Annotated in this window: 22 protein-coding genes and 3 tRNA genes; 8 read left to right on the top strand and 17 right to left on the bottom strand. The window is 71.7% G+C overall.

What is annotated here, in order from left to right:
• Nucleotides 1–128 precede the first annotated feature (128 nt).
• On the top strand, nt 129–1,016 hold the full coding sequence (locus ES689_RS03915; protein WP_146900434.1) for a helix-turn-helix transcriptional regulator: 888 nt from the start codon (nt 129–131) through the stop codon (nt 1,014–1,016).
• 75 nt (nt 1,017–1,091) lie between these two features.
• On the opposite strand, the gene ES689_RS03910 is transcribed toward ES689_RS03915, so the two are convergent.
• Nucleotides 1,092–1,164: transfer RNA gene (locus ES689_RS03910), tRNA-Val, on the bottom strand.
• Nucleotides 1,165–1,252: 88 nt separating this feature from the next.
• The gene (locus ES689_RS03905) at nt 1,253–1,726 is read right to left on the bottom strand and encodes a peroxiredoxin (protein ID WP_146900431.1); all 474 of its coding nucleotides are present in this window, start codon (nt 1,724–1,726) and stop codon (nt 1,253–1,255) included.
• A gap of 245 nt (nt 1,727–1,971) precedes the next feature.
• On the opposite strand from ES689_RS03905, the gene aceE reads away from it, so the two are divergent.
• The 6 genes from aceE to ES689_RS03875 all read left to right on the top strand — a co-directional run bounded on the left by aceE (nt 1,972) and on the right by ES689_RS03875 (nt 9,667).
• Nucleotides 1,972–4,716, top strand: coding sequence for a pyruvate dehydrogenase (acetyl-transferring), homodimeric type (gene aceE, locus ES689_RS03900; RefSeq protein WP_146900429.1), 2,745 nt, complete (start codon nt 1,972–1,974; stop codon nt 4,714–4,716).
• A 37-nt stretch (nt 4,717–4,753) separates the two neighbouring features.
• A complete protein-coding gene (locus tag ES689_RS03895; RefSeq protein ID WP_146901794.1) occupies nt 4,754–5,953 on the top strand; it encodes a CdaR family transcriptional regulator in 1,200 nt (399 codons plus the stop codon).
• A 115-nt stretch (nt 5,954–6,068) separates the two neighbouring features.
• A complete protein-coding gene (locus tag ES689_RS03890; protein ID WP_146900426.1) occupies nt 6,069–6,989 on the top strand; it encodes an ACP S-malonyltransferase in 921 nt (306 codons plus the stop codon).
• Nucleotides 6,986–7,996 (top strand): beta-ketoacyl-ACP synthase III, encoded by a 1,011-nt coding sequence (locus tag ES689_RS03885; RefSeq protein ID WP_146900423.1) that lies wholly within the window; start codon nt 6,986–6,988, stop codon nt 7,994–7,996. The genes ES689_RS03890 and ES689_RS03885 overlap by 4 nt, the downstream gene beginning before the upstream one ends.
• An 80-nt stretch (nt 7,997–8,076) precedes the next feature.
• Nucleotides 8,077–8,325, top strand: coding sequence for an acyl carrier protein (locus ES689_RS03880; protein WP_056054313.1), 249 nt, complete (start codon nt 8,077–8,079; stop codon nt 8,323–8,325).
• A gap of 103 nt (nt 8,326–8,428) precedes the next feature.
• Nucleotides 8,429–9,667, top strand: a complete 1,239-nt coding sequence (locus tag ES689_RS03875) for a beta-ketoacyl synthase (RefSeq protein WP_146900420.1) — start codon at nt 8,429–8,431, stop codon at nt 9,665–9,667.
• Between the two features lie 94 nt (nt 9,668–9,761).
• Here the strand turns inward: ES689_RS03875 and ES689_RS03870 are convergent, their stop codons facing one another.
• The 9 genes from ES689_RS03870 to ES689_RS03830 form a co-directional block, all read right to left on the bottom strand.
• Complete coding sequence (locus ES689_RS03870; RefSeq protein ID WP_146900417.1) at nt 9,762–10,298, bottom strand: DUF3145 domain-containing protein; 537 nt, start codon at nt 10,296–10,298, stop codon at nt 9,762–9,764.
• A 162-nt stretch (nt 10,299–10,460) separates the two neighbouring features.
• Nucleotides 10,461–12,122, bottom strand: a complete 1,662-nt coding sequence (locus ES689_RS03865; protein WP_146900413.1) for a bifunctional 3'-5' exonuclease/DNA polymerase — start codon at nt 12,120–12,122, stop codon at nt 10,461–10,463.
• 35 nt (nt 12,123–12,157) lie between these two features.
• Nucleotides 12,158–12,988 carry a DUF1684 domain-containing protein gene (locus tag ES689_RS03860; protein WP_146900410.1) on the bottom strand — a complete coding sequence of 277 codons (831 nt, stop codon included), beginning with the start codon at nt 12,986–12,988 and terminating at the stop codon, nt 12,158–12,160.
• 120 nt (nt 12,989–13,108) lie between these two features.
• Nucleotides 13,109–13,741, bottom strand: a complete 633-nt coding sequence (locus ES689_RS03855; RefSeq protein ID WP_146900407.1) for an FMN reductase — start codon at nt 13,739–13,741, stop codon at nt 13,109–13,111.
• 10 nt (nt 13,742–13,751) lie between these two features.
• Nucleotides 13,752–14,891, bottom strand: a complete 1,140-nt coding sequence (locus ES689_RS03850) for an LLM class flavin-dependent oxidoreductase (protein ID WP_146900404.1) — start codon at nt 14,889–14,891, stop codon at nt 13,752–13,754.
• Between the two features lie 79 nt (nt 14,892–14,970).
• Entirely contained in the window at nt 14,971–15,300 is a 330-nt protein-coding gene (locus ES689_RS03845; RefSeq protein ID WP_146900401.1) for a hypothetical protein, read from the bottom strand.
• A gap of 76 nt (nt 15,301–15,376) precedes the next feature.
• A tRNA-Ile gene (locus tag ES689_RS03840) sits at nt 15,377–15,450 on the bottom strand.
• Nucleotides 15,451–15,484: 34 nt separating this feature from the next.
• Nucleotides 15,485–16,726 carry a glycosyltransferase gene (locus ES689_RS03835; RefSeq protein ID WP_223269363.1) on the bottom strand — a complete coding sequence of 414 codons (1,242 nt, stop codon included), beginning with the start codon at nt 16,724–16,726 and terminating at the stop codon, nt 15,485–15,487.
• Between the two features lie 105 nt (nt 16,727–16,831).
• Nucleotides 16,832–17,752: a DMT family transporter gene (locus ES689_RS03830; RefSeq protein WP_146900398.1), complete on the bottom strand. Its 921-nt coding sequence runs from the start codon at nt 17,750–17,752 to the stop codon at nt 16,832–16,834.
• A 40-nt stretch (nt 17,753–17,792) separates the two neighbouring features.
• Between ES689_RS03830 and def the strand changes: the two genes are divergently transcribed.
• Nucleotides 17,793–18,359 carry a peptide deformylase gene (gene def, locus ES689_RS03825; RefSeq protein ID WP_146900395.1) on the top strand — a complete coding sequence of 189 codons (567 nt, stop codon included), beginning with the start codon at nt 17,793–17,795 and terminating at the stop codon, nt 18,357–18,359.
• A 57-nt stretch (nt 18,360–18,416) separates the two neighbouring features.
• Here def and ES689_RS03820 read toward each other — a convergent pair.
• From ES689_RS03820 to ES689_RS03795, 6 genes are all read right to left on the bottom strand, one after another.
• A tRNA-Asn gene (locus ES689_RS03820) sits at nt 18,417–18,489 on the bottom strand.
• Between the two features lie 144 nt (nt 18,490–18,633).
• Nucleotides 18,634–19,638 (bottom strand): NAD(P)-dependent oxidoreductase, encoded by a 1,005-nt coding sequence (locus tag ES689_RS03815; protein WP_223269362.1) that lies wholly within the window; start codon nt 19,636–19,638, stop codon nt 18,634–18,636.
• Nucleotides 19,635–20,534, bottom strand: coding sequence for an ATP-binding cassette domain-containing protein (locus tag ES689_RS03810; RefSeq protein ID WP_146900392.1), 900 nt, complete (start codon nt 20,532–20,534; stop codon nt 19,635–19,637). The genes ES689_RS03815 and ES689_RS03810 overlap by 4 nt, the downstream gene beginning before the upstream one ends.
• 4 nt (nt 20,535–20,538) lie before the next feature.
• Entirely contained in the window at nt 20,539–22,287 is a 1,749-nt protein-coding gene (locus tag ES689_RS03805) for an ABC transporter ATP-binding protein (protein ID WP_146900389.1), read from the bottom strand.
• Complete coding sequence (locus ES689_RS03800; RefSeq protein ID WP_146900386.1) at nt 22,284–23,324, bottom strand: ABC transporter permease; 1,041 nt, start codon at nt 23,322–23,324, stop codon at nt 22,284–22,286. Before ES689_RS03800 ends, ES689_RS03805 begins: the two co-directional genes overlap by 4 nt.
• 2 nt (nt 23,325–23,326) lie before the next feature.
• On the bottom strand, nt 23,327–24,406 hold the full coding sequence (locus ES689_RS03795) for an ABC transporter permease (RefSeq protein WP_370512337.1): 1,080 nt from the start codon (nt 24,404–24,406) through the stop codon (nt 23,327–23,329).
• Nucleotides 24,407–24,449 lie beyond the last annotated feature (43 nt).

Genomic DNA, 24,449 nt, shown 5'->3' with positions numbered 1-24,449 from the left:
TCGGATCACTCTCAAATTTGAGACAGATCACTCGGATCCCGCGCTGCCTGCCAGGCCCTGACGGCGCCTGACTGACGGGTACTGCAGGGGCCTCCCTCCCTGGCCCGCGCGCGCCTAGCCTGGTGAGCATGGACGACCAGACCCAGGTGCGCGAGTTCCTCGTCAGCCGGCGCGGCCGGCTCACCCCCGAGCAGGCAGGGCTCCCTGCCTTCGGAACCACCCGCCGCGTGACCGGCCTCCGCCGCGAGGAGGTCGCGATGCTCGCCGGCGTCAGCGTCGACTACTACGTCCGGCTCGAGCGCGGCAACCTCTCCGGGGTCTCCGAGGGCATCCTCGAGGCCTTGTCGCGGGCACTTCAGCTCGATGAGGCCGAGCGAGGTCACCTCTTCGATCTCGCCCGCACCGCCAACGCGTCGCCCGTGACCCGCCGCCGCACCCCGTCACAGCGGGTGCGGCCCGTCGTGCAGCGCGTGCTGGACTCGGTGGACGCCCCCGCGTGGGTGCGCAACGGTCGAGGGGACTTCCTCGCCGCCAACGTGCTGGGCAGGGCCCTGTACTCCGAGGTCTTCCGTGACCCGGCACGCCCGGCGAACACCGCCCGCTTCACCTTCCTCAGCCCCCGCGCCCGCGACTTCTTCGTCGACTGGGAGGGCACCGCCGACGCCGCCGTCTCGATCCTCCGCGCCGAGGCCGGACGCAACCCGCACGACAAGGCGCTCACTGACCTCGTCGGCGAGCTCGCGACCCGCAGCGACGAGTTCCGCATCCGCTGGGCGGCGCACGACGTCAGCTACCACCGCACCGGGTCCAAGAAGCTGAACCACCCCGTCGTCGGCGAGCTGGAGCTCTCGTACGAGGGCATGGAGCTCACCGCCGACGTCGGCCTCACCCTCTTCGTCTACAGCGTCGAACCGGCCTCGATCTCGGCCGAGCGCCTAGCCCTGCTGGCGAGCTGGGCGCTCTCCGAGGACGAGGAAGCGCGCCGCACTGCCGCCGAGGCGGTCACCGAGGCCTGAGGACGCAGTGGTCCCCGGTTCCCGCGAGGCGAGGGCAGCCAGGCCGACGAGTCGCCGGGCCGCTGAGGTGATCAGTGGGCCCTACCGGGCTCGAACCGATGACATCCACGGTGTAAACGTGGCGCTCTACCAACTGAGCTAAAGGCCCTCGCGCCGGGCGGGCCGGGCGAGCAGGAGACAGGCTAGCGCGTCGCAGACCCGGCCGACGCCTCCTGCGGACCGGCCCTGACGGCGGGTCAGGCCGGGACGGACGTGAGCTGGTCGAGCGCGGCCTGGTAGTCGGCCAGCGAGCGTGCCTGGCCGGGCTCGGTCAGGAAGTGCTCGCGGATGACCCCGTCGACGTCGATCAGGAACGTCGCGCGGGTGGCGAAGCCCTTGTGCTCGAGGAACACCCCGTATTCCTTCGAGACCTCTCCGTGCGGCCAGAAGTCGGCCAGCAGCGTGAAGTCATAGCCCTCCTCCTCCGCGAACGCACGCAGGGTGGCCTTCGAGTCGACGGAGATGCCGATCAGCTCGACCCGGGCGTCCTGGAACATCGAGAGGTTGTCGCGGAGCGTGCACAGCTCGGCGGTGCAGGTGCTGGAGAAGGCCAGCGGGAAGAAGACGAGGGCGACGGGGCGCACGCCGCGGTAGTCCGCCAGGCGCACGTGCTCGCCGAACTGGTTCGGCAGATCGAAGTCGGGAGCCTGGATGTCGTTCTCCAGCGCCATGAGCACGTTCCTTCCGCGCCGGTCCGGGCGACCGACGTCAACACGATGAGCGATGCTACGCCCCTCGGGACCGCGCGCGAGGACGTTCTCCCAGGGCGTGCCGAGCCTGCGCCGGCCGAGCCAACTAGACTCGGACGGTCAGTGTGCGACGACGACCCGGGACCCGAGCCGCGTCGAGCTGGCCGCCGTGCGCCCCCGTGGGGCCGCGGCTGTTGTCCACCACACACGAGTGATAGAGGTCAAGGGTGACGGTAAACGATCAGGATCCGTACACGGTCGACACGACCGACCAGGATCCCGAGGAGACCGCCGAGTGGAGGGAGTCGCTCGACTCCCTCGTCGCGGCACAGGGCCACGAGCGCGCACGTCAGATCATGAAGAGCCTGCTCTCGCGGTCGAGCGAGCTGCACCTCGGCGTCCCCATGGTCCCCAAGACGGACTACGTGAACACGATCGCCCCTGAGGACGAGCCGGAGTTCCCCGGCGACGAAGAACTCGAGCGGCGCTACCGCCGCTGGGTCCGCTGGAACGCGGCCGTGACGGTGCACCGCGCCCAGCGTCCCGGTGTCTCGGTCGGCGGCCACATCTCGACCTACGCCTCCTCGGCTGCCCTCTACGAGGTCGGCTACAACCACTTCTTCCGCGGCCAGGACCACGCGGGCGGCGGCGACCAGGTCTTCTTCCAGGGCCACGCCTCCCCCGGCATGTACGCCCGCGCTTTCCTCGAGGGGCGTCTCGGCACCGACCAGCTCGACGGCTTCCGCCAGGAGAAGTCTCACCCCACCGGGGGCCTGAGCTCGTACCCGCACCCCCGGCTGATGCCGCAGTTCTGGCAGTTCCCGACCGTGTCGATGGGCCTCGGGCCGATCAACGCGATCTACCAGGCGCAGGTCGCCAAGTACCTCACCAACCGCGGCATCAAGGACGCGTCGGACCAGCAGGTCTGGGCGTTCCTCGGCGACGGCGAGATGGACGAGGTCGAGAGCCGCGGCCAGCTCCAGGTGGCGGCCAACGAGGGGCTCGACAACCTCAACTTCGTCATCAACTGCAACCTGCAGCGACTCGACGGACCGGTCCGCGGCAACGGCAAGATCATCCAGGAGCTCGAGAGCTTCTTCCGCGGCGCCGGCTGGAACGTCATCAAGGTCGTCTGGGGCCGCGAGTGGGACGACCTGCTCGCCCGTGACACCGAGGGCGCGCTGCTCAACCTGATGAACACGACGCCCGACGGCGACTTCCAGACCTACAAGGCCGAGAGCGGCGCGTACGTCCGCGAGAACTTCTTCGGCCGCGACCCGCGCGCCCTCGAGCTCGTCAAGGACTTCACCGACGACCAGGTCTGGAACCTGAAGCGCGGCGGCCACGACTACAAGAAGGTCTACGCGGCGTTCAAGGCCGCCAGCGAGCACAAGGGCCAGCCCACGGTCATCCTCGCGAAGACCGTCAAGGGCTATGGCCTCGGCCCGGCCTTCGAGGGCCGCAACGCGACCCACCAGATGAAGAAGCTCACCCTCGACAACCTCAAGCAGTTCCGCGACGAGATGCGCATCCCGATCAGCGACGCGCAGCTCGACGAAGATCCGTACCTGCCGCCCTACTACCACCCGGGCGACGGCGACGAGGCGATCCAGTACCTGCACGAGCGCCGACGCGCCCTCGGCGGCTACGTGCCCGAGCGCCGCAGCAAGTACACCGAGATCGCGGTTCCCGAGGCGAAGTCCTACGACGTCGTCCGCAAGGGCTCGGGCAAGCAGGAGGTGGCCACCACGATGGCCTTCGCCCGCCTGCTCAAGGACCTGCTGCGCTCCCCCGACTTCGGCCACCGCATCGTCCCGATCATCCCGGACGAGGCCCGCACCTTCGGCATGGACGCGTACTTCCCGACGTCGAAGATCTACAACCCCAACGGGCAGCACTACACGTCCGTCGACCGCGAGCTGCTGCTGGCCTACAAGGAGAGCCCCCAGGGCCAGCTCCTGCACGTCGGCATCAACGAGGCCGGCGCCTTCGCGGCCTTCACCGCCGTGGGCACGTCGTACTCGACGCAGGGCGAGCCGCTCATCCCGGTCTACGTCTTCTACTCGATGTTCGGCTTCCAGCGCACCGGCGACGCCATGTGGGCCGCGGGCGACCAGATGGCCCGCGGGTTCATCATCGGCGCCACGGCGGGCCGCACGACGCTGACCGGCGAGGGCCTCCAGCACGCGGACGGCCACTCGCTGCTGCTCGCCTCGACCAACCCCGCCGTGGTCTCGTACGACCCGGCGTACGGCTACGAGCTCGGGCACATCGTCAAGGCGGGCATGGACCGCATGTACGGGAAGAACGACGACGGCACCCCGTCGCACGACGACCCGAACGTCATGTTCTACATCACCGTCTACAACGAGCCGATGCAGCAGCCCGTCGAGCCGGACGACCTCGACGTCGACGGCGTCGTGCGCGGCATCTACAAGCTCAAGGGCGCCGAGAACCTGGGCCCTCGTGCCCAGCTGCTCGCCTCGGGCGTCGGCGTGCGCTGGGCCCTCGAGGCTCAGCAGCTGCTCGCCGACGACTGGAACGTCGCCGCCGACGTGTGGAGCGTCACCTCGTGGAACGAGCTGCGCCGCGACGGCCTCGAGGCCGAGGAGCACAACTTCCTCAACCCGAGCGCCGAGCCCCGCACGCCCTACGTCACCGAGAAGCTCCAGGGCTCCGAGGGCCCGGTCATCGCGACGTCCGACTTCATGGCGGCCGTGCCCGACCAGATCCGCGAGTACGTGCCCGGTGACTACCTGACGCTCGGAGCCGACGGCTTCGGCTTCTCGGACACCCGCGCGGCTGCTCGTCGGTTCTTCAAGATCGACGGCCCGTCCATGGTCGTCCGGACGCTGCAGGCGCTCGCCCGTCGCGGCGACGTCGACCGCAGCGTCGTCCAGCAGGCGATCGACCGCTACCAGCTGCACGACGTGACGGCCGGCACCAGCGGCACCGCCGGCGGGGAGAGCTGACGACCGCGTGAGCGCCGAGCGGGTCCCGGCCTCGCCGATGGAGCCGTCCGCGGCCACGAAGGAGCGCACGCTCGCGTGGCTGCGGACGGTGTCGGGCGAGTTGTCGACGGCGACCATCAAGCGGCTGGAGGAGACGCTGCCCTGGTACGGCGACATGCCGCCCGGCCGCCGTTCGGCGGTGGGGCTGGTCGCCCAGGCGGGCATCACCTCCTTCATCAGCTGGTTCGACGACCCCCGGTCGACGCCGTGGATCGCCGCCGACGTGTTCGGCGCGGCTCCGCGGGAGCTGCTCCGGTCCATCAGCCTCCAGCAGACCCTCCAGCTCATCCGGGTCACCGTCGAGGTGGTCGAGGAGCGCGTCAAGGACGGCGACGACAGCCTGCGGGAGGCGATCCTTCTGTACTCGAGGGAGATCGCGTTCGCCTCGGCGGACGTCTACGCCCGTGCGGCCGAGGCTCGCGGCCTGTGGGACGCCCGGCTCGAGGCACTCGTCGTCGACTCGATCCTGCGGGGCGAGTACGACGACGAGCTGCCGAGCCGCATCGCCGCCCTGGGCTGGCACGGCCACGGCGAGGTGTCCGTGCTGGTGGGGACGGCGCCGCGCGTGCTCGACGTCGACCAGCTCCGCCGGACGGCGCGGCACCTCGACGCCGACGTCCTGATCGGCGTGCAGGGCAGCCGGCTCGTGCTCGTCATCGGCCGCGCCGAGCAGGAGACCGACGAGAACGGCGAATCGACCTCCCAGCCCCCGTTCACCGACATCGCCTCGGCCCTCGAGCCGGGGTTCGGCGACGGCCACCTCGTGCTCGGCCACGAGGTGCCGAGCCTCGTCGAGGCCGCGCAGAGCGCCAAGGCCGCCCTCGCCGGCTTCGCGGTGGCACGGTCGTGGCGCAACGCACCGCGTCCCGTGCTCGCCGACGACCTGCTCCCCGAGCGGGCGCTGGCCGGTGACCCGCTCGCCCGGTCGACTCTCGTCAACCGCATCTACAAGCCGCTCAAGACGCACTCGACCGAGCTGCTCACGACCCTCTGGTGCTACCTGGACAACGGCCGCTCGCTCGAGGCCACGGCACGCGAGCTGTTCGTGCACCCCAACACGGTGCGCTATCGACTGAAGCGCGTGTCCGACGTGATCGGCTGGGACGCCACCGGGTCACGGGAGGCCATCGTGCTGCAGTCGGCCCTCATCCTCGGCTCCATCGCCGACACCGACGGCCAGGGGCCGCGCCGACGCTGAGACGGCCCCACGACCGCGGCCCGCCGGCGCCCCCTGTGGCCATCCACAGTGTCCACGGCGATCTTTGGTCGAGTTGCTCCACACGGACGGGACACGTCGTTGGCATGATGGTCGAGTGATCGTCGTCGTAGCGCCCGGACAGGGCTCCCAGTCCCCCGGATTCCTCGAGCCCTGGCTGGAGGACGGCGCCCAGCGCGAGTTCCTCGAGTCGCTGTCGGAGTCGGCCGGGGTCGACCTCGTCTCCCACGGGACGACGTCCGACGCCGACACCATCCGCGACACCGCGGTGGCCCAGCCCCTCATCGTCGCCGCCGGGCTGCTCACGGCCCGCGCCCTCTTCTCCCGCGTCGACCGCAGCCGTGTCGGCGGCGTCGCCGGCCACTCCGTCGGCGAGTTCACCGCGGCGGCGGTCGCCGGGGTCCTGACCGACGACGACGCCGTCCGCCTGGTCGCCGAGCGCGGCCGCGCCATGGCCGAGGCCGCGTCGCGGGTCGAGACCGGCATGAGCGCCGTCCTGGGCGGGGACGAGGCCGAGCTGGCCGCCCGCCTGGAGGCCCTGGGGCTCACCGCCGCGAACCACAACGGCGGCGGGCAGGTCGTCGTCGCCGGCGAGCTGAGCGCACTCGCCGCACTCGCGGCGGAGCCGCCCGCCAAGAGCCGGGTCGTGCCGCTGCAGGTCGCCGGGGCGTTCCACACGCGCTTCATGGAACCCGCCGTCGAGCGACTCCGAACCGCCGCCTCCTCGGTCACCACCTCCGACCCGACCCTGCGTCTCTGGACGAACAACGACGGCAGCGCCGTCGACTCCGGCAGCCGCTTCGTCGAGCTGCTGGTCGGCCAGGTGTCCTCGCCCGTCCGGTGGGACGCCGTCATGACCTCGTTCGCCGACGCCGGGGTCACCGGCATCGTCGAGCTCGCCCCCGCGGGCGCCCTGACGGGCCTCGCCAAGCGCGCGCTGCGCGGAGTCCCCTCCGTCGCGGTGAAGACCCCCGACGACCTGCAGGCCGCCGTCGACCTCCTCGAGGGAGCAGAATGACCACCCCCCAGCTCAAGCAGCACCACGGCGCCGAGTACACGCGCATCCTCAGCATCGGTGCGGCTCGTGGCGACCAGGTCGTGCCGAACGCCGACATCGTCGAGCCCATCGACTCGAGTGACGAGTGGATCCAGCAGCGCACGGGCGTCGTGACCCGTGTCAGGGCGTCCTCCGAGGTGCACGTCGTCGACCTCGCCGAGGCCGCGGCGAACGAGGCGATCGCCAAGGCCGGCATCCGTCCCGACCAGATCGGCGTCGTGCTCGTCTCGACGATCAGCGGAGGCGTGGCGACACCCTCGGTCGCCTCGCTGCTCGCCGAGAAGATCGGCGCGAACCCGGCCGCCGCCTACGACATCTCCGCGGCCTGCGCCGGCTACGCCTACGGCATCGCCCAGGCCGACTCCTTCGTGAAGTCGGGCCTGGCCGAGTACGTGCTCGTCGTGGGCGCCGAGAAGCTCAGCGACTTCATCGACCCGACCGACCGCACCATCTCGTTCCTCCTCGGCGACGGGGCGGGCGCCGCGGTCGTTGGCGCGAGCGACACCCCCGGCATCGCGCCCACCGTGTGGGGCAGCGACGGCTCGAAGTGGGACGCGATCCGCATGACGAACACCATGCAGGAGTACCGCGCCGGGGGCGGCGACGTCGCCTGGCCGACGCTCCGCCAGGAGGGCCAGACCGTGTTCCGCTGGGCGGTCTGGGAGATGGTCAAGGTCGCCAAGCAGGCCCTCGAGCGGGCCGGCGTCACCGCCGACCAGCTCTCGGCGTTCGTGCCGCACCAGGCCAACATGCGCATCGTCGACGAGTTCGCGAAACAGCTCGGCCTGCCCGGGACCGTCGTGATCGCCCGAGACATCGCGACGACCGGCAACACGTCGGCCGCCAGCATCCCGCTCGCGACCCACCGCCTCCTCGAGGAGAACCCAGAGCTCAGCGGCGGCCTGTCGCTCCAGATCGGCTTCGGCGCGGGCCTCGTCTTCGGCGCCCAGGTCGTCGTCCTCCCGTAGCGCGCCGCGACGGCTCGCCGCCCTCGCCCTGTATAGGCTTTACCCCGGTCACCACGACACCCCCTCAAGGAGAACACACCATGGCACTGTCCACCGAAGAAGTCCTCGCCGGCCTGGCCGAGCTCGTCAACGACGAGACGGGCATCGCGACCGACACCGTCGAGATGGACAAGTCGTTCACCGACGACCTGGACATCGACTCCATCTCGATGATGACCATCGTGGTCAACGCCGAGGAGAAGTTCGACGTGAAGATCCCGGACGAAGAGGTCAAGAACCTCAAGACCGTCGGGGACGCCGTCACCTTCATCACCAAGGCACAGGACTAGACGTCGACGGCCCGGTCTCCCCTCGGGGCGACCGGGCCTCTCCGTCCCCCCTCTCGGGCTCCGTGCCCGCCGAGGGACGCACCGCCTCTCCAGGAGAATCGTCATGACCAAGAAGATCGTCGTCACCGGCCTCGGTGGCACCTCCCCCCTCGGCGGCACCGCCGTCGACAGCTGGAACGCCCTGCTCGCCGGCGAGTCCGGCATCACGACCCTCGAGCAGGAATGGGTCGCCAAGTACGAGCTCCCCGTCACGATCGCCGGCCAGGCGAAGGTGCCGTCGGCCGACGTGCTCGACCGTCGGGAGACCAAGCGCCTCGACCCCTCGAGCCAGTTCGCCCTCACGGCGGCACGCGAGGCGTGGGCCGACGCCGGCTCGCCCGAGGTCGTCCCCGAGCGGTTCATCGTCGACTGGGCCACCGGCATCGGCGGCGTGTGGACCCTGCTCGACGCCTGGGACACCCTCCGTGAGAAGGGTCCGCGTCGCGTCCTGCCCATGACCGTGCCGATGCTGATGCCGAACGGCCCCGCCGCCGCGATCTCCATGAGCCTCGGCGCGCGCGCCGGCGCCCGCACCGTCGTGTCGGCCTGCGCCTCCAGCACCGAGTCGATCGCGATGGCCTACGACCACCTCCAGTCAGGCCTCGCGGACATCGCCGTCGCCGGCGGCTCCGAGGCGGCCATCCACCCCATGCCGCTCGCCTCGTTCGCGGCCATGCAGGCCCTCTCGAAGCGGAACGACGACCCGGCCACCGCCTCCCGCCCGTACGACGTCACCCGAGACGGCTTCGTCCTCGGCGAAGGAGGCGCGGCGCTCGTTCTCGAGACCGAGGAGCACGCGCTCGCCCGCGGTGCCCGCATCTACGCCGAGCTGCTCGGCGGAGCGGTCACGAGCGACTCGTACCACATCACCGCTCCCGACCCCGAGGGCACGGGTGCTGCCCGCGCGGTCATCGCGACGCTGGAGAACGCCGGCGTCGAGCGCGACCAGGTCGTGCACGTCAACGCGCACGCGACCAGCACGCCCGTCGGCGACATCGCCGAGTACCACGCCATCAAGCGGGTCTTCGGCGATCACACCCCGACGCTGATCGTCTCGGCGACCAAGGCGTCGACCGGCCACCTCCTCGGCGGTGCCGGGGCGATCGAGGCCCTCTTCACGGTCAAGGCCCTGCACGAGCGCCTCGCTCCCCCGACGATCAACGTGACGCAGATGGACGACGAGATCGACCTCGACGTCGTGGTCGGAGAACCCCGCCGGCTGCCCGACGGCGAGATCGTCGCGATCAGCAACTCGTTCGGCTTCGGCGGGCACAACGCCGTCGTCGCGTTCCGCTCGGTCTGACCCTGCACCGCGCCGGCTTCCGCGCCGGGCACGACGAAGGCCGGTGTCCCCTCGGGGCCACCGGCCTTCGTCACGCGGTCCGGGTGCGTCGGGGTCAGCCGACCTTGTGCAGCCAGACGACCGGGTTGCCCTCGCCGCTGTACCGGAACGGCTCGAGCTCGTCGTCCCAGGCCTGGCCGAGGGCGAGCCGCAGCTCGCGGTGCAGCTCGAGCGCGTTCGAGCCGGCGATGTCCATGGCGTACCGGATGCGGTCCTCCGGCACCACGGTGTTGCCGGCAGTGTCGGTCTGCGCGAAGAAGACGCCGAGATCGGGCGTGTGCATCCAGCGCCCTCCGTCGATCGACTCGCCGGGATCCTCCGTCACCTCGTAGCGCAGGTGCTCCCAGCCGCGCAGCGCCGACGCGATGCGCGCACCGGCGCCCTCGTCGCCCTGCCAGGAGAACTCCGTGCGCTGGGCGCCCGACATCACCGGCTGCGCCACCCAGGCGAAGTTCACGGCGTGCCCGAGGGCTCGACCGACCGCCCACTCGACATGCGGGCACAGTGCACGAGGGGACGAGTGCACGAAGAGCACTCCCCTAGCCGTTGCAGCAGCCACGATTCCTCCATCCGTTAGGTGCGACTTCCCCATCGACCTGTGGACACGTGGACCGTGTGCGTGCTCTCGTGCGTGTTCGGTTGTGAGCGGACCTGTGCCCGCAGGGTCGATCATGACACGCCCTGCCTGGGGGTCACAACTGTGCAACAGCTGGCAAGGAGTCGGCGGGTGCGTCCCCGGGGCGGCGTGCGCCTCTCACTTGGCCTGGGCGTAGTCGTCGACCACGGCCACGGTGAGGGGGAACCGCACCGGTGCATCGCCGAAGAGCATGCGACCGGCGGCGGCCGCCGCCTCGACCACGAGGTGCGCGACCTCGTCGGCCGTGTCCGCCGGCGCGTGCACCACGACCTCGTCGTGCAGGAAGAACGTGAGGTGCGGGGCGTCGTCGCCACGGTCGCCGAAGCGATCGTGCAGCGCCTGGCGGAACGCGCCCAGCCAGCACAGCGCCCACTCGGCCGCCGTGCCCTGCACGACGAAGTTGCGGGTGAAGCGCCCCCACGACCGGGCGTCGCGCCCGACCTCGGCGCGGGGCATCTCGGGCGGCAGCTCGTCGGAGGCCGCGGCGTCGGCGGGCGACGGCGACGTCCGCCCGAGGAGGGTCCGGACCACGCCGCCCTGCTCGCCCGTCCGCGCGGCCGCCTCGACCAGGGCCATCGCGTGCGGGAACCGGCGCGCAAGGCGCGGCACCAGTCGGCCGCTCTCGCCCTGCGTCGCGCCGTACATCGCGCCGAGCATCGCCACCTTCGCCTCGGCCCGGCTCGCCACGGCACCGCTCGCGACGATGCCCTCGTAGAGGTCGCCCTCCCCCGCCGCGGCCATCGCGCGGTCGCCGGACAGACCGGTGAGGATGCGCGGCTCGAGCTGAGAGGCGTCCGCGACGACGAGCTTCCAGCCGGGGTCGGCCACGACGGCCGCCCGGACGGCCCTCGGCAGCTGCAGGGCGCCTCCTCCGCTCGTGGCCCAGCGACCCGTGACGCTGCCGGCGGGGACGTAGTCGGGCCGGAACCGCCCGTCACGCACCCAGGCGTCGAGCCAGGCCCAGCCGTTGGCGACCAGGAGCCGTTGTCGCTTCTTGTACCGGAGCAGGGGCTCGACGGCGGGGTGCGCGTGTCGCTCGAGCTCCCACTTCGTGGTCGACGTGACGGGGACGCCGGCCGAGTTGAGGGCACGCACGAGCTCGGCGGGCGAGTCGGGGTTGAGGTCGGGCGCGTCGAGGCGGCGGCGCACCTCGTCGAGGTCCTCGCGCATGAGGGCGGGACGCTCGCCGGTCGCCGGGCGCGGGCCGAGGGCCTCGCTGAGCAGTCGGTCGTGCACCCTGGCCGACCAGGGCACCCCGTGGTGCCGCATCTCGACGGCGATCAGCGCACCTGTCGACTCGGCCGTCGTGAGGAGTTCGAGGCGTGCCCGTTCGGGGCTCGCCTCGATCGCCGCGCGCTGCCGCACGAACTCCCCCGCCGGGTCGGGCAGCGACTCGGGCAGCACGTCGAAGAGCCCGTCACGAGGGCCGTCGGCGCCCTGCGGGACGTCCCACGGACCGCGAGCCGCGCCGTGCAGCTCGGAGCCCGTCGTCGCGACGGCCGCCCGCAACAGCGCGTGGCAGAGCCGCAGGTCGACGCAGCGCGCGACGCGGACGCCCGCCTCGAGGAGGCGCGGGTACCACCGCGGGGTGTCGTCCCAGACCCAGCGGGGGCCGGTCGCGCCCCCGGGACCCGACTCGCGCCTCCTGACGGCCTCGGCGAGGTCGGCGTCCGCGACGACCTCGACGCCCGCCGTGACGAGTGCCTGGTCCGGCGCGGGACGACTCCAGGTCGTCAGCTCGACGTCGCCGTCGGGGAGGCGGCGGACGAGCAGGAACATCCGTCGATCATCCCACTGCCGACCGACACCGAGCGTCAGTGCAGCAGGGCGCCGTCCCGGTCGAGCACGTTCTTCTCGCCGGCCTCGATCGGCATCGACAGGCGGTTCTGAGGCGGCGGGATCGGGCAGTTGAAGGCGTACGAGAACGCACAGGGAGGCAGCACGGCCTGGTTGAAGTCGAGCACGATCGTGCCGTCGTCGCCGGGGGTCGGGAAGAGGAACCGCCCGACCGAGTAGGTGCTGTCACCGTTGGTCGCGTCGCCGAAGACGAGCTGCAGGCGCTCGCCCGAGCCGCTCGGGAACGCGGCGAGCTCGTGGTCGACGCCGCCGAGCGAGAAGCGGATGAGGCCGGGCAGCGGTCTCGGGCGACTGAGGTCGAGGTCTGCCTGGTGGCGGATGTCGACCTGGGTGCCGGCCTCGGTCGGGACGAAGTCCGCCGTGACCACCCACGCGGGATCGTGCTCGAAGGAGTCGATGGACCCGAAGCGCCGGATCGCCTCGGAGTCCGCGTCCCAGACCCGGAGGCCCCAGCTCGAGCGGTCGTCGTTGGCGATGACGGTGCCGCTCAGCGTGTCGGAGAACTGGACGACGCTCGGCGTCACCGCGTCGTCGCCCGCGACGAGCACCGTCCCGTCGACGAGGTCGCCGTCGACGCGCACGCCGTCGGCGGCCGCCGCGGTCACGAGCAGGCCCGCCAGGCCGTCCGGCGCCGGCGCCCAAGAGCCGGCCACGCCCCACACGGGCTGCACCGAGTCGACCCATTGGGTGTTGACGAGAGCCAGGGGGCCGTGAGGGCTGACGGCGCGTGCGCGCCGAGCCTTGTGGAACCGGCCGAGTTCGTCGGCGGGGCTGCGGGTGTCGGTCATGTGTCCTCCTCGGGGTGCGCGCGGGTCGACGCGACGGGCGAGACCATCATCGACCCGTCACGTGCTGCTCGTCCGTCGGCACGGCTGCGGACGGGCGGACACGCAGCGGGTCGGACGGCGTCAGACGTCGTCCTGGACGCCCAGCCGGCCCAGCTGGTCCTCGAACGAGACGACGTCGGCGAAGGGGTCGCGGCGCTCGGTGTGCCTCAGCGACACCAGCGCGGCGAACTCGTCCGCCGCGCGCGTCACGCGCTCGGGCAGGCCCGTGGTCGTCGCGTCGCCGGCGCCCCAGTCCTCCGCCGCGGCGAAGACGCCGGTGGGCACGACGACGGCACGCAGGTAGGAGAAGAGCGGGCGCAGCTCGTGGTCGAGGACGAGCGAGTGCCGAGCGGTGCCCGCCGTCGCGCCGATCAGCACGGGCGTGCCGGTCAGGGCCGTGTTGTCGAGCACGTCGAAGAACGACTTGAACAGGCCGCTGTAGGAGCCGGTGAATACGGGCGTGACGGCCACGACCCCGTCCGCGGCCCCGACGGCCGCCAGCACGTCGGCCAGCGCCTCGGACGGGAACCCCGTCAGCATGGCGTCGGTGACGTCGTGGGCGTGGTCCCGGAGCTCGACGACGCGGAACTCGGCGGGCGAGCCCTGGTCGAGCAGGGCCCGGGCGCTCGCCTCGGCGAGACGGTCGGCGAGGAGCCGGGTGGAGGAGGGCTGACCCAGCCCTGCCGAGAGGACGACGATCTTCCTGGTGCTCACGGGGCGCCTCCTACAGGCTCGGGACAGACGCGGCGTCGGCCGTGGCCGAGGACGTGACGGACGAGGTCGCGGCGGAGGCGGCGGCCGCGGCCACGAGGGAGGCGTGCGTCGGCGCGTCGGGGACGCCCGCGGCACGACGGGACGCGAACTCGCGGCGGAGCACGGGCACGACCTCCTCGCCGAGGATGTCGAGCTGCTCGAGGACGGTCTGCAGGGGCAGGCCCGCGTGATCGATGAGGAAGAGCTGGCGCTGGTAGTCGCCGACGTACTCGCGGAAGCCGAGCGTGCGGTCGATGACCTCCTGCGGGCTGCCGACGGTGAGCGGCGTCTGGCTCGTGAAGTCCTGCATGCTCGGACCGTGGCCGTAGACGGGGGCCTCGTCGAAGTAGGGGCGGAAGGCGCGCTTCGCGTCCTGCGAGTTCTTGGCCATGAAGACCTGCCCGCCGAGACCGACGATCGCCTGGTCGGCGCGGCCGTGGCCGTGGTGCTCGAAGCGGCTGCGGTAGAGCTCGACCATCTGCTTCGTGTGCGATGCCGGCCAGAAGATGTGGTTGGCGAAGAAGCCGTCGCCGTAGTAGGCGGCCTGCTCAGCGATCTCGGGGCTGCGGATCGAGCCGTGCCAGACGAACGGCGCCACGCCGTCGAGCGGACGGGGCGTCGCGGTGAAGCCCTGGAGCGGCGTGCGGAAGTGGCCCTTCCAGTCGACGACGTCCTCGGTCCAGAGGCGCCGCAGCAGGGCGTAGTTCTCGATGGCCAGGTTGATCCCCTGGCGGATGTCCTTGCCGAACCAGGGGTAGACCGGGCCGGTGTTGCCGCGGCCGAGGGTCAGGTCGACCCGGCCGTCGGCGAGGTGCTGCAGCATCGCGAAGTCCTCGGCGATCTTCACCGGGTCGTTCGTCGTGATGAGCGTCGTCGCCGTGCTGAGCTGGATGCGCTCGGTCGTCGCGGCGATCGTGGCGAGCAGGGTCGTCGGGCTGGAGTTCACGAACGGCGGGTTGTGGTGCTCGCCGGCGGCGAAGACGTCGAGGCCCACCTCCTCGACCTTCTGGGCGATGGTCACCATCGCCTTGATGCGCTCGTGCTCGGTCGGCACCCTGCCGGTGGTCGGGTCGGCCGTGATGTCGCCGACGGAGAAGACTCCGAACTGCATGGTCTCACCTCAGATCTAGTTCATGCGTCTGCATGTAAATGGGTGAACGACAGGTCGGGTGTGAGTATTCCCGCCCGCGTCAGCGGGGTGCGATCGGAGGCGCGAGGCGGAGGAAGCGCTCGGCGACCTGCGCGCTCTGCACCGGCCCGTCGCCGTCACGGTCGAGCTGGGGCGAGTCGAACTCGACCCACCACGTCCGCGCCGAGCCGCCGATCGCGGACACGCCCTGCCACGCCGAGCCACCTGCACGCATGACCACGCCCGTCGGGCCGAAGGGCCACGGCGACGTCGGATCGTCGTCGGAGTCGAGCACGTAGACCTGCGCCCCTACGCCCATGCGCGGCTCGGCGCCGACGGACTCGAGGGACTCGTCCCCGTGGTCGGGGCCGGCGCTCTTGCTGAAGAACATCGGGCCATGCTGCCAGACGAGCGAGGCGTGCCGCTGGGAGGCGAGCGCGCCCCGTGGCACGGCACAGCCACGGCAGTAGGGCGGACGGGACTTGAACCCGTGACCGATCGATTATGAGTCGACTGCTCTAACCGGCTGAGCTACCGCCCCGTGTCGACTGCGCGACCAGCACCCGCGGGCGAGGTCAGGACGAGACGACGTCGGTGGTGGGAGCCACCGGCTGCCCACGATACAGGCCCTCGAAGACGTTGAGCGTGCGCTCGATGTCGTGCCCCTCGATCATCCGCAGGCTGGCGCGTCGCATCGCGAGGTACTCGTCGTCCGACGCCGTGAGCACCCGGGTGAGCTTCTCCGCCAGGTCGGCGCTGTCGCCGGGACGGAACAGCCACCCGTTGCGGCCGTCGTCGACGAGGTGCGGCAGGGCCATGGCGTCGGCGACGACGATCGGCAGGCCCGAGGCCATCGCCTCGAGGCTCGCGATGCTCTGCAGCTCGGCGATCGACGGCATGGCGAAGACGGTCGCGTCGGCGAGGGTGCGACGCAGCTCGGCGTCCGACAGGTACCCCGCGAAGGTCACTCGTCCGGCGAGGCCGAGGTCGACGCTGAGCTGCTGGAGCTGGCGCAGGAGGTCGCCGCCGCCGACGATCGTGAGCGTGCTGTCGAGCGCCGGGTCGACCAGGGTCATGGCCCGCAGCAGCACGTCGATCTGCTTCTCGGCCGTGACCCGCCCGACGAAGACGACCCGGTTGCCCTCTGGCCGGTCCTCACGAGCCGTGTAGTCGGACGCCTGGATGCCGCACGACACCGCGAGGACGCCCTCGACGTCGATGGCCTTCTCGAGGAACCGGGCCGCCTTGTCGGTCGGCGTGGTCATCGACTCGACGCGGTGGTAGGTGCGGCTCGCGTCGGCCCAGGCGAGCTTCACGGCGGTCGCACGGAGCGCGTGGGGCAGCCCCGTGTGCTCGAGCAGGTTCTCGGGCATGAAGTGGTTGGTCGCCACGGCCCTGATGCCGAGGCGGTTCGCCACGCGGACCACCGCGCGGCCGATCACGATGTGCGACTGGATGTGCACGACGTCGGGCTGGATCTGACGGATCACCCGCTCGGCGTTCGCCTCGGCCCGCCACGGCGTCGCGAAGCGCAGCCAGTCGTGCAGGGGCCACCGGGTGGAGTAGAGCCGGTGCACCGTCAGCGTCACGCCGGCGTGCTGCTCGAGGAACGTGCCGTGCTTCCGGCTGGCCGCGGGGGCGAGGACGTGCACGTCGTGGCCCCGGGCCGCCATGCCGACGGCGAGCCGCTCGGCGAAGTTCGCGGCCCCGTTGACGTCGGGCGGGAACGTGTCGGCGGCGATCAGCACGGTCAGCCTCGGCGCGTCGGCCCAGGCTGCGGTGTCGCTCGGATCGGTCGGTCCGTCGGCGTCGGTCACGTGGTCAGTCCTTGTCGTGAGGGATGGTCGGGCCCGGGTGCGGGAGGTGGGGCGACAGCGGGCCGGACGACAGGGCTCCCGCGGACCCGCGTCGACCACGGTAGCTCAGCTGACCCTCTTCTTCTGCGGCTGGTGCTTGGCGAGCTGGAAGACGCCGGCGACCGCGACGGCCCCCGCGACGAGGAAGAGCACCGCGGCGATCGGCGGCGCCGTCGCGGCCTCGCCGAGCACGACGATGCCGATCGTCACGGCGATGATGGGGTCGACGACGGTCAGGCCAGCGATCACCAGGTCGGGCGACCCCGAGGAGTACGCGTTCTGCACGAAGTAGCCCCCGAGCACGGCCGCCGCGACCAGCATGACGATGCAGACGACCTCGAGCCAGTCGAAGGTGCCGGACGTGATGCGGTTCAGCACGACCTTGGCGAGGGTCGCGACGAACCCGTAGAGGACACCCGCGCCGATGACGTAGAAGAGGACGTTCCGGCGGTGCCGCAGCACGACGAAGGCGGCTGCCAGCACGGCCCCCACGACGAGCAGCAGCACGAGCACGGTGACGAGCTGCCGGGTCGTGATCGGCGTCTCGGTCGCGGCGAACGCGGCCACGGTCGCGAAGAGCCCGATGCCGCCCACGCAGAGCGCGATCGACCGCTTCACCTTCGCGCTCAGACGCTGCTTCGTGACCCGGGCGTTGACGACCGCGGTGACGACGAGTGCCACGGCACCGAGCGGCTGAACGACCAGCAGGGGGGCGATGTTGAGGCTGGTCAGCTGGAAGACGACGGCGAGACCGAGGAGGAGCGTGCCGGCCACCCAGGACGGCCTGCCGACCAGCGCCGCGACCTGGCGCACGCTCATGCCGCTCTGCGCCGCCCCGAGGCGCCGCTCGACCTTCTCGACTCCACGGCTCTGCAGCTGCGCCCCGATGGAGAGGAACACGGCGCCGACGAGGGCGATGGGGATGCCGAGGGCCTGGTAGGGGGTCAGCGACACCTGGGCGGTCAGGTCCCCGAGGTCAGCGCTCACGGTGACACGGTAGCGGCAGCGCGCTGGATAGTCTGGGCGAATGGCCGTACGACCGATCACCATCACGGGAGAACCCGTCCTCCACGCCCGAGCCGCCGAGGTGCAGGCCGTCGACGACGATCTGCGGACGCTCGTCGCCGACATGTTCGAGACGATGGACGCCGCGCCCGGCGTGGGCCTCGCCGGCCCGCAGGTCGGCGTCGGGCTCCGTCTCTTCGTGTACTCCTGGGTCGACGACGACGGCGAGTCCTGGCGCGGCGTCGCCGTCAACCCGACCCTCTGGCAGAGCCCGCTCGACATCGAGCCCCTCGACGAGGAGGACGAGTCGGAGGGGTGCCTGTCGATCCCGGGCGAGCGGTTCCCGCTGCGCCGGGCCGAGAGCGTGCTGCTCCGCGCGACGGACCTCGACGGCGTCGAGTACGAGATCGAGGCCCACGGCTGGCTCGCCCGCATCTTCCAGCACGAGTACGACCACCTGGACGGCATCCTCTACGCGGACCGCCTCGAGCACCCCCTGCACAAGGCCGCCGCGAAGAGCGTCAAGAAGTCGGGGTGGGGCGTGCCGGGCAAGACCTGGTTGCCGGGCGTCGACCACCTCGACGACTGAGGCTCGTCCGGCGCAGAGACGAGAAAAGGCCCAGCGGGTGGAGCCGCTGGGCCTTCGCTCCCCGAGTTGGACTCGAACCAACAACCTGCCGGTTAACAGCCGGCTGCTCTGCCAATTGAGCTATCGAGGAATGGCAGCTGCCCAGGACCGGAGTCCCTGACAGCGGACACAACTCTAGCGCATGTCGCGGCCGTCTCTGAACACGAGGTGACCGCCGGGCGCGTCGCGCACCTCCTCGGCGATCGGTCGCGGCGGGCCCGACGAGCCCGGCGGCTCAGTAGCCCGCGATCGTGTCCACGACGCCGACGAAGTTCCCGTCGCCGGCCAGGGCCCTGACGTTGTGGCGGATGCGACCGGCGAGGAGCGGCGCCGTCATCTCGGGAGTGTCCGCCTGGTGCGGCGTCACGATCACCCGGGGATCGCCCCAGAGCGGGTGCCCGTCCGGCAGGGGCTCGGGGTCGGTGACGTCCAGGCCGACGCCCCAGAGCCGGTCCGCACGCACGGCGGCGACGAGGGCGTCGGTGTCGACGAGGCTCCCCCGGGCCACGTTGACGAACACGGCACGGGACGGGAGCAGGGCCAGCCGGCGAGCGTCGAGGAGCCGGGCGGTGCCCGGGGTCGCGGCCGCCGCCACGACGACCACGTCGGCGGTGGGCAGCACCTCGTCGAGCAGGTCGACGGACACGGTCCGGTCCACGCCCTCGACGGGCTCGGCGGTGCGTCGCACGATCGTGACCCGTACCTCGAAGGGCGCCAGGAGACGCACCAGCTCACGGGCTATCCCCCCGGCCCCGACGATGACGACGTGCCGACCGTAGAGCGAGATGCCCCGCTGCTCGGTCTGCCACGACGACGCCAGGACCCGGGAGGGAACGACCCGCAGCAGCGAGAGCAGCAGCACCAGCGCGTGCTCGGCGACCGGCTCGGCGTAGGCGCCCTTCGCGCTCGTCCAGAGCGGGAGGGCCCGGTCGCGATGCGCCGCGAGCACGCCCGCGAAGGCGTCCACGCCGGCCCAGGGCAGCTGTACCCACTGGATGCCGGGGTGCGCGGCGAGGGCAGCCTCGAGACCGGCGACGTCGCGGTACGAGAGCCAGATCAGGCCCCGTGTGTCGGGGCCGAGCGGGACGAGGTCGCCGCCCGCCTCCTGCACGGCGTCGGCGAAGACCGACGAGCTGCGCGGCCCGATGCTGACCGAGCCGGGTCGAGGGCGGCGCTCCGGAGGCAGGTCCGCCGCCTCGACGGCCGCCGCCCGGTGGCCGCGCGCGCCTCCTGCCGTCACGACCGTCGCTCGTCGGGCCGTCGCTCGTCGGGCCGACGCTCGTCGCGCCGGCGCTCGTCGGGCCTGATCACGTCGATCGGCGTCGTCGTCGAGAGCACCTTGACGTAGGGGTCGACCCCGTCACGGAGCACCTCGTCGATCTGGCCCAACCCGACCAGACGACCGCCTCGCATGACGGCCACGCGGTCGGTGATCGCCCGCGCCTCGGACACGCTCGAGGTGACGACCATCGCCGAGAACTGGCGGTCGGCGTGCAGGTTCTTGATCACGTCGAGAACGGCCTGCCGCACGAGGACGTCCACGCCGCGCGCCGGCTCGTCCGCCACGAGGAGGCGCGGCTCCAGCACGAGGGACCGGGCCAGCGCCACCCTCTGTCGCTGTCCCGAGCTGAGCTCCCAGGTCTGCTTGAGCATCGTGCCGAGAGGGAGGTGCACCGCGTCGACCAGTGCCGTCACGAGGCGCCCGGCCTCACGGCGGTCGAAGTGCCGGTCCCTCAGGTAGATCGGCTCGGCGATGGCCTCGCCGACGGTGAGGTCGGGGCTGAGGGCCTCGCCGTCGTCCTGCGCGAGGTAGCCGAGGACCGCTGAGAGACGATCGCGCCGGCGCGCGGAGGCGCGGGCCAGGTCGAGGCCGAACACGCTCGCCGCTCCCCCGCTGATCTGCGGTCGGCCCTCGGGCGGCCGCCCCTTGCCGACGAGGCCGGCCACGGCGAGGGCGAGGGTCGACTTGCCCGAGCCGCTCTCGCCCAGCACCGCGACGATCTCGCCGGGCCGGACGTCGAGCGTGACGCCGTCGACCGCCCGGAGTGCCGGGTGGCCGGCGCGGGCCGGATAGGTCAGCGACAGGTCGTCGGTGGTGACGGGCCGGCCGAGGTCGAGGTCGAGTGCGGAGCTCACCGCGTCACGCTACCTCGCTCGCAGCCGTGCGGGCGTCGAGCTCGGCCAGCCGCCTCCGTCGCGCCGCCTGCTCGGCCGGGTCGGGCACGGGCAGCGAGGCGAGCAGCCGCTGCGTGTACGGGTGCTCGGGCGCGCCGAGCACCTGGTCGTTCGGGCCGCTCTCGACGAGGTCGCCGTGGTACAGGACGCCGATGCGGTCGGCGAGCATGTTCACGACGGCGAGGTCGTGGCTGATGAACAGCGCCGCGAAGCCGAGGTCGGCCTGCAGCTCGCGGAACAGCTCGAGCACCCGCGCCTGCACGGACACGTCGAGCGCGCTCGTCGGCTCGTCGGCGATCAGGAGGCTCGGCTCGAGCGCCAGGGAGCGCGCGAGGCTCGCGCGCTGACGCTGGCCGCCGCTCAGCTCGTGCGGGTAGCGGTCGCCGAACGCCCTGGGCAGCTGCACCGCCTCCATCAGCTCGTCGACGCGCGGCCGCGCGGCACGCGCGTCGCCCGCACGGCCGTGCACGATGAGGGGCTCGGCCACGCACTCGGCGATGGTCAGCAGCGGGTTGAAGCTCGACGCCGGGTCCTGGAAGACGAACCCGATGTCGGCGCGCAGCGGCTTGAACTCGCGCTCGTGCACCCCGTTCATCTCGACGCCCAGCACCTCGAGCGACCCGCCGGTCACCTTGGTCAGGCCGGCGATGGCGCGGCCGATGGTGGTCTTGCCCGAGCCGCTCTCGCCGACGAGGCCGAGGACCTCCCCCTTCGCGATGGAGAAGTCGACGCCCTTGACGGCGCGGAACCCGCCGCGGCCGAGACGACCCGGGTACTCGATCTCGAGGCCCGTGGCGCGCACGACGACGTCGCGGTCGGCCTCGCCGGCCTGCACCTGGGCGCCGCGCGGCTCGAGCACGGGCACGCTGCCGAGGAGGCGCTTCGTGTAGTCGTCCTGCGGCGAGGCGAACAGAGCCTCCGAGGTCGCCTGCTCGACGACCTCGCCCTGGTACATCACGGCCACCCGGTCGGCCAGGTCGGCCACGACGCCCATGTTGTGGGTGATCAGCACGATGGCCGTGCCGAACTCGTCGCGGCAGCGGCGCAGCAGGTCGAGGATCTCGGCCTGCACCGTCACGTCGAGCGCGGTGGTCGGCTCGTCGGCGACGATGACCGACGGGTTCAGCACCAGGGCCATGGCGATGACCACGCGCTGCTTCTGGCCGCCGGAGAACTGGTGCGGGTAGTAGTCGACGCGGGTCTCGGGGTCGGGGATGCCCACCTTCCGCAGGATGTCGACGGCCCGGGAGCGCGCCTCCTTGCGTCCGATCTTGCCGTGGGCTCGGATGCCCTCCGCGATCTGCCAGCCCACCGTGTAGACGGGGTTGAGAGCCGTCGAGGGCTCCTGGAAGACCATCGCGACCTCGGTGCCGCGCATCTCGCGCACGGCGCCCCGGCCGATCTCGAGGACGTTCTTCCCCGACAGCACGACGGCGCCGGCGGCGACCGCCGTCTCGGGCAGCAGGCGGAGGATCGTCTTGGCCGTCACGGACTTGCCGCTTCCCGACTCCCCGACGATCGCGAGCACCTCCCCCGCGCGCACGTCGAGGGTCACGCCGCGGACAGCCGCGACGTCGCCGCCGTCGGTCGCGAACGTGACTCTGAGGTCGGTGATGCCGACGGCCACGTCGCGCTCGTCGCGCGGGACGTCGTGGGCGGCGTGGCGGACGGGCTGGGCGGCCTGTGCACCCTGGTCGAGCGGTCCTGCGGTCATGCTGTCGCCTCCTGCGGCTCGACCGGCGCTGCGGCCGTCGTGGTCGTCGTGCTGCCGGCACCGCGGCGTCCGGCCTTCTGGGTGCGCCCGGCCCGGCGACGCGTCCGGAGGCGCGGGTCGGCCAGGTCGTTCAGGCTCTCGCCCACGAGGGTGATGCCGAGCACCATGAGGACGATGGCCGCGCCGGGGAACACGCCCGTCCACCAGATGCCGCTCGCCGTGTCGCTGAGCGCTCGGTTCAGGTCGTAGCCCCACTCGGCGGCCGACGTCGGGCCGATGCCGAAGCCCAGGAAGCCGAGCGCTGCCAGGGTGAGGATCGCCTCCGACGCGTTCAGCGTCAGGATGAGGGGCAAGCTGCGGGTCGCGTTGCGGAGCACGTGCTTGAACATGATGCGCGGCGTGCTGCTGCCGACGACCTTGGCCGACTCGACGAACGCCTCGGACTTGAGCCGGACGGCCTCGGCGCGGACGACCCGGAAGTACTGGGGCACGAACACGACGGTGATCGAGATGCCCGCCGAGAGGATGCCGCCCCAGAGGCTCGACTGGCCGCCGCTGATGACGATCGAGACGACGATCGCGAGCAGCAGCGACGGGAACGCGTAGACGGCGTCGGCCACGACGACGAGCACGCGGTCGACCCAGCCGCCGAGGTAGCCGGAGACGAGGCCCAGGACGACGCCGAGCACGATCGAGAGCACGACCGCGACGACGACGACGGAGATCGCGGTCCGGGTGCCCCACACGACGCGGCTGAAGACGTCGTACCCGCCGACGGTGGTGCCCCAGAGGTGCTGGGCCGAGGGCGCGGCCTGGCGCGCGAACGTGCCGCCGTCGTCGCTGAGCTGACCGTAGCCGTAGGGCGCGATCAAGGGGGCGAAGACGGCGAGCACGATGAACGCGACGCAGATGACGATGCCGGCGACGAGCATGCCGCGCTGCAGGCCGACCGAACGGCGCACGTGGGCGACGATCGGGAGGCGCTTCCAGAGGGGCTCGTGCCGGTCGGACAGGACGCCGGAGGTGGTGGTCGACACGGTCAGTACCTCACTCTCGGGTCGATGAGGGCCGCGACGACGTCGACCGCGAAGTTGGTGACGGCGACGATGACGGCGAGCACGGCGACGATGCCCTGCACGGCGACGAAGTCGCGCGCCGAGAGGTACTGCTGCAGCTGGAAGCCGAGGCCGCGCCAGCCGAAGGTCGTCTCGGTGAGCACCGAGCCGCCGAGCAGCATGGCGATCTGCAGGCCCATCACGGTGATGATCGGGATCAGCGCGGGCTTGAGCGCGTGCTTCCGCACGAGCCGCAGCTCGGACACGCCGCGGGAGCGGGCGGCGTCCACGTACTCGGAGCCGAGCGTGCCGATGACGTTCGTCCGCACCAGGCGGAGGAAGATGCCCGCCGTGAGCAGGCCCAGCGTGAGGGCGGGCAGCACCGCGTGGCTGAGGACGTTCAGGGTGATCGTCGAGTTGCCGAGCCGGAGCGCGTCGAGGATGTAGATGCCGGTGGGGTTCTCGATCCGGCCGAGGGCGATCGCGATCCGGGTGTCGGCGCGCCCGCTCAGCGGGAGCCAGCCGAGCCAGACCGAGAAGGTCAGCTTGAGCAGCAGGCCCGCGAAGAAGACGGGCGTGGCGTAGGCGAAGATCGCGAGGATCCGCAGCACGGCGTCGGGCCAGCGGTCGCGGAGGTAGGCGGCGAGCATGCCGAGCGGGATGCCGATCACCAGCGCGACGACGAGCGCGTAGATCACGAGCTCGAGTGTCGCGGCGCCGTAGGTGACGATGATGTCGCTGATCTGGCGGTTGTCCGTGGCGGTCGTGCCGAAGTCCAGGCGCACGATCTGGCCGAGGTACTCGACGTACTGGACGATGATCGGCCGGTCGTAGCCGGCCGCGGCGAGCCGCTCGGCGAGCTGCGCCTCCGTCAGTCGGTCTCCGACCGAGGCGGTGATCGGGTTGCCGACCACACGCATCAGGAAGAACACCAGCGTGACCAGGATGAAGACGGTCGGGATGATGAGGAGGGCCCTGACCACCAGGTAGCGTCCGAGACCACCGCCTCCGCCGCCTGCTCGGCGTCGTCGGGGGGCCGCCGGGGCGGGCCGCTCGGGGGCGATCTGGTCGCCGGTGAGCACTGTCACGTCGATGTGCCTTTCTGGG

Origin of the sequence: Frigoribacterium sp. ACAM 257 (genome assembly GCF_007954365.1) — a bacterium.
In the GTDB taxonomy this organism is placed as follows: domain Bacteria; phylum Actinomycetota; class Actinomycetes; order Actinomycetales; family Microbacteriaceae; genus Frigoribacterium.
This window is presented reverse-complemented; position numbering and strand designations above follow the sequence as displayed.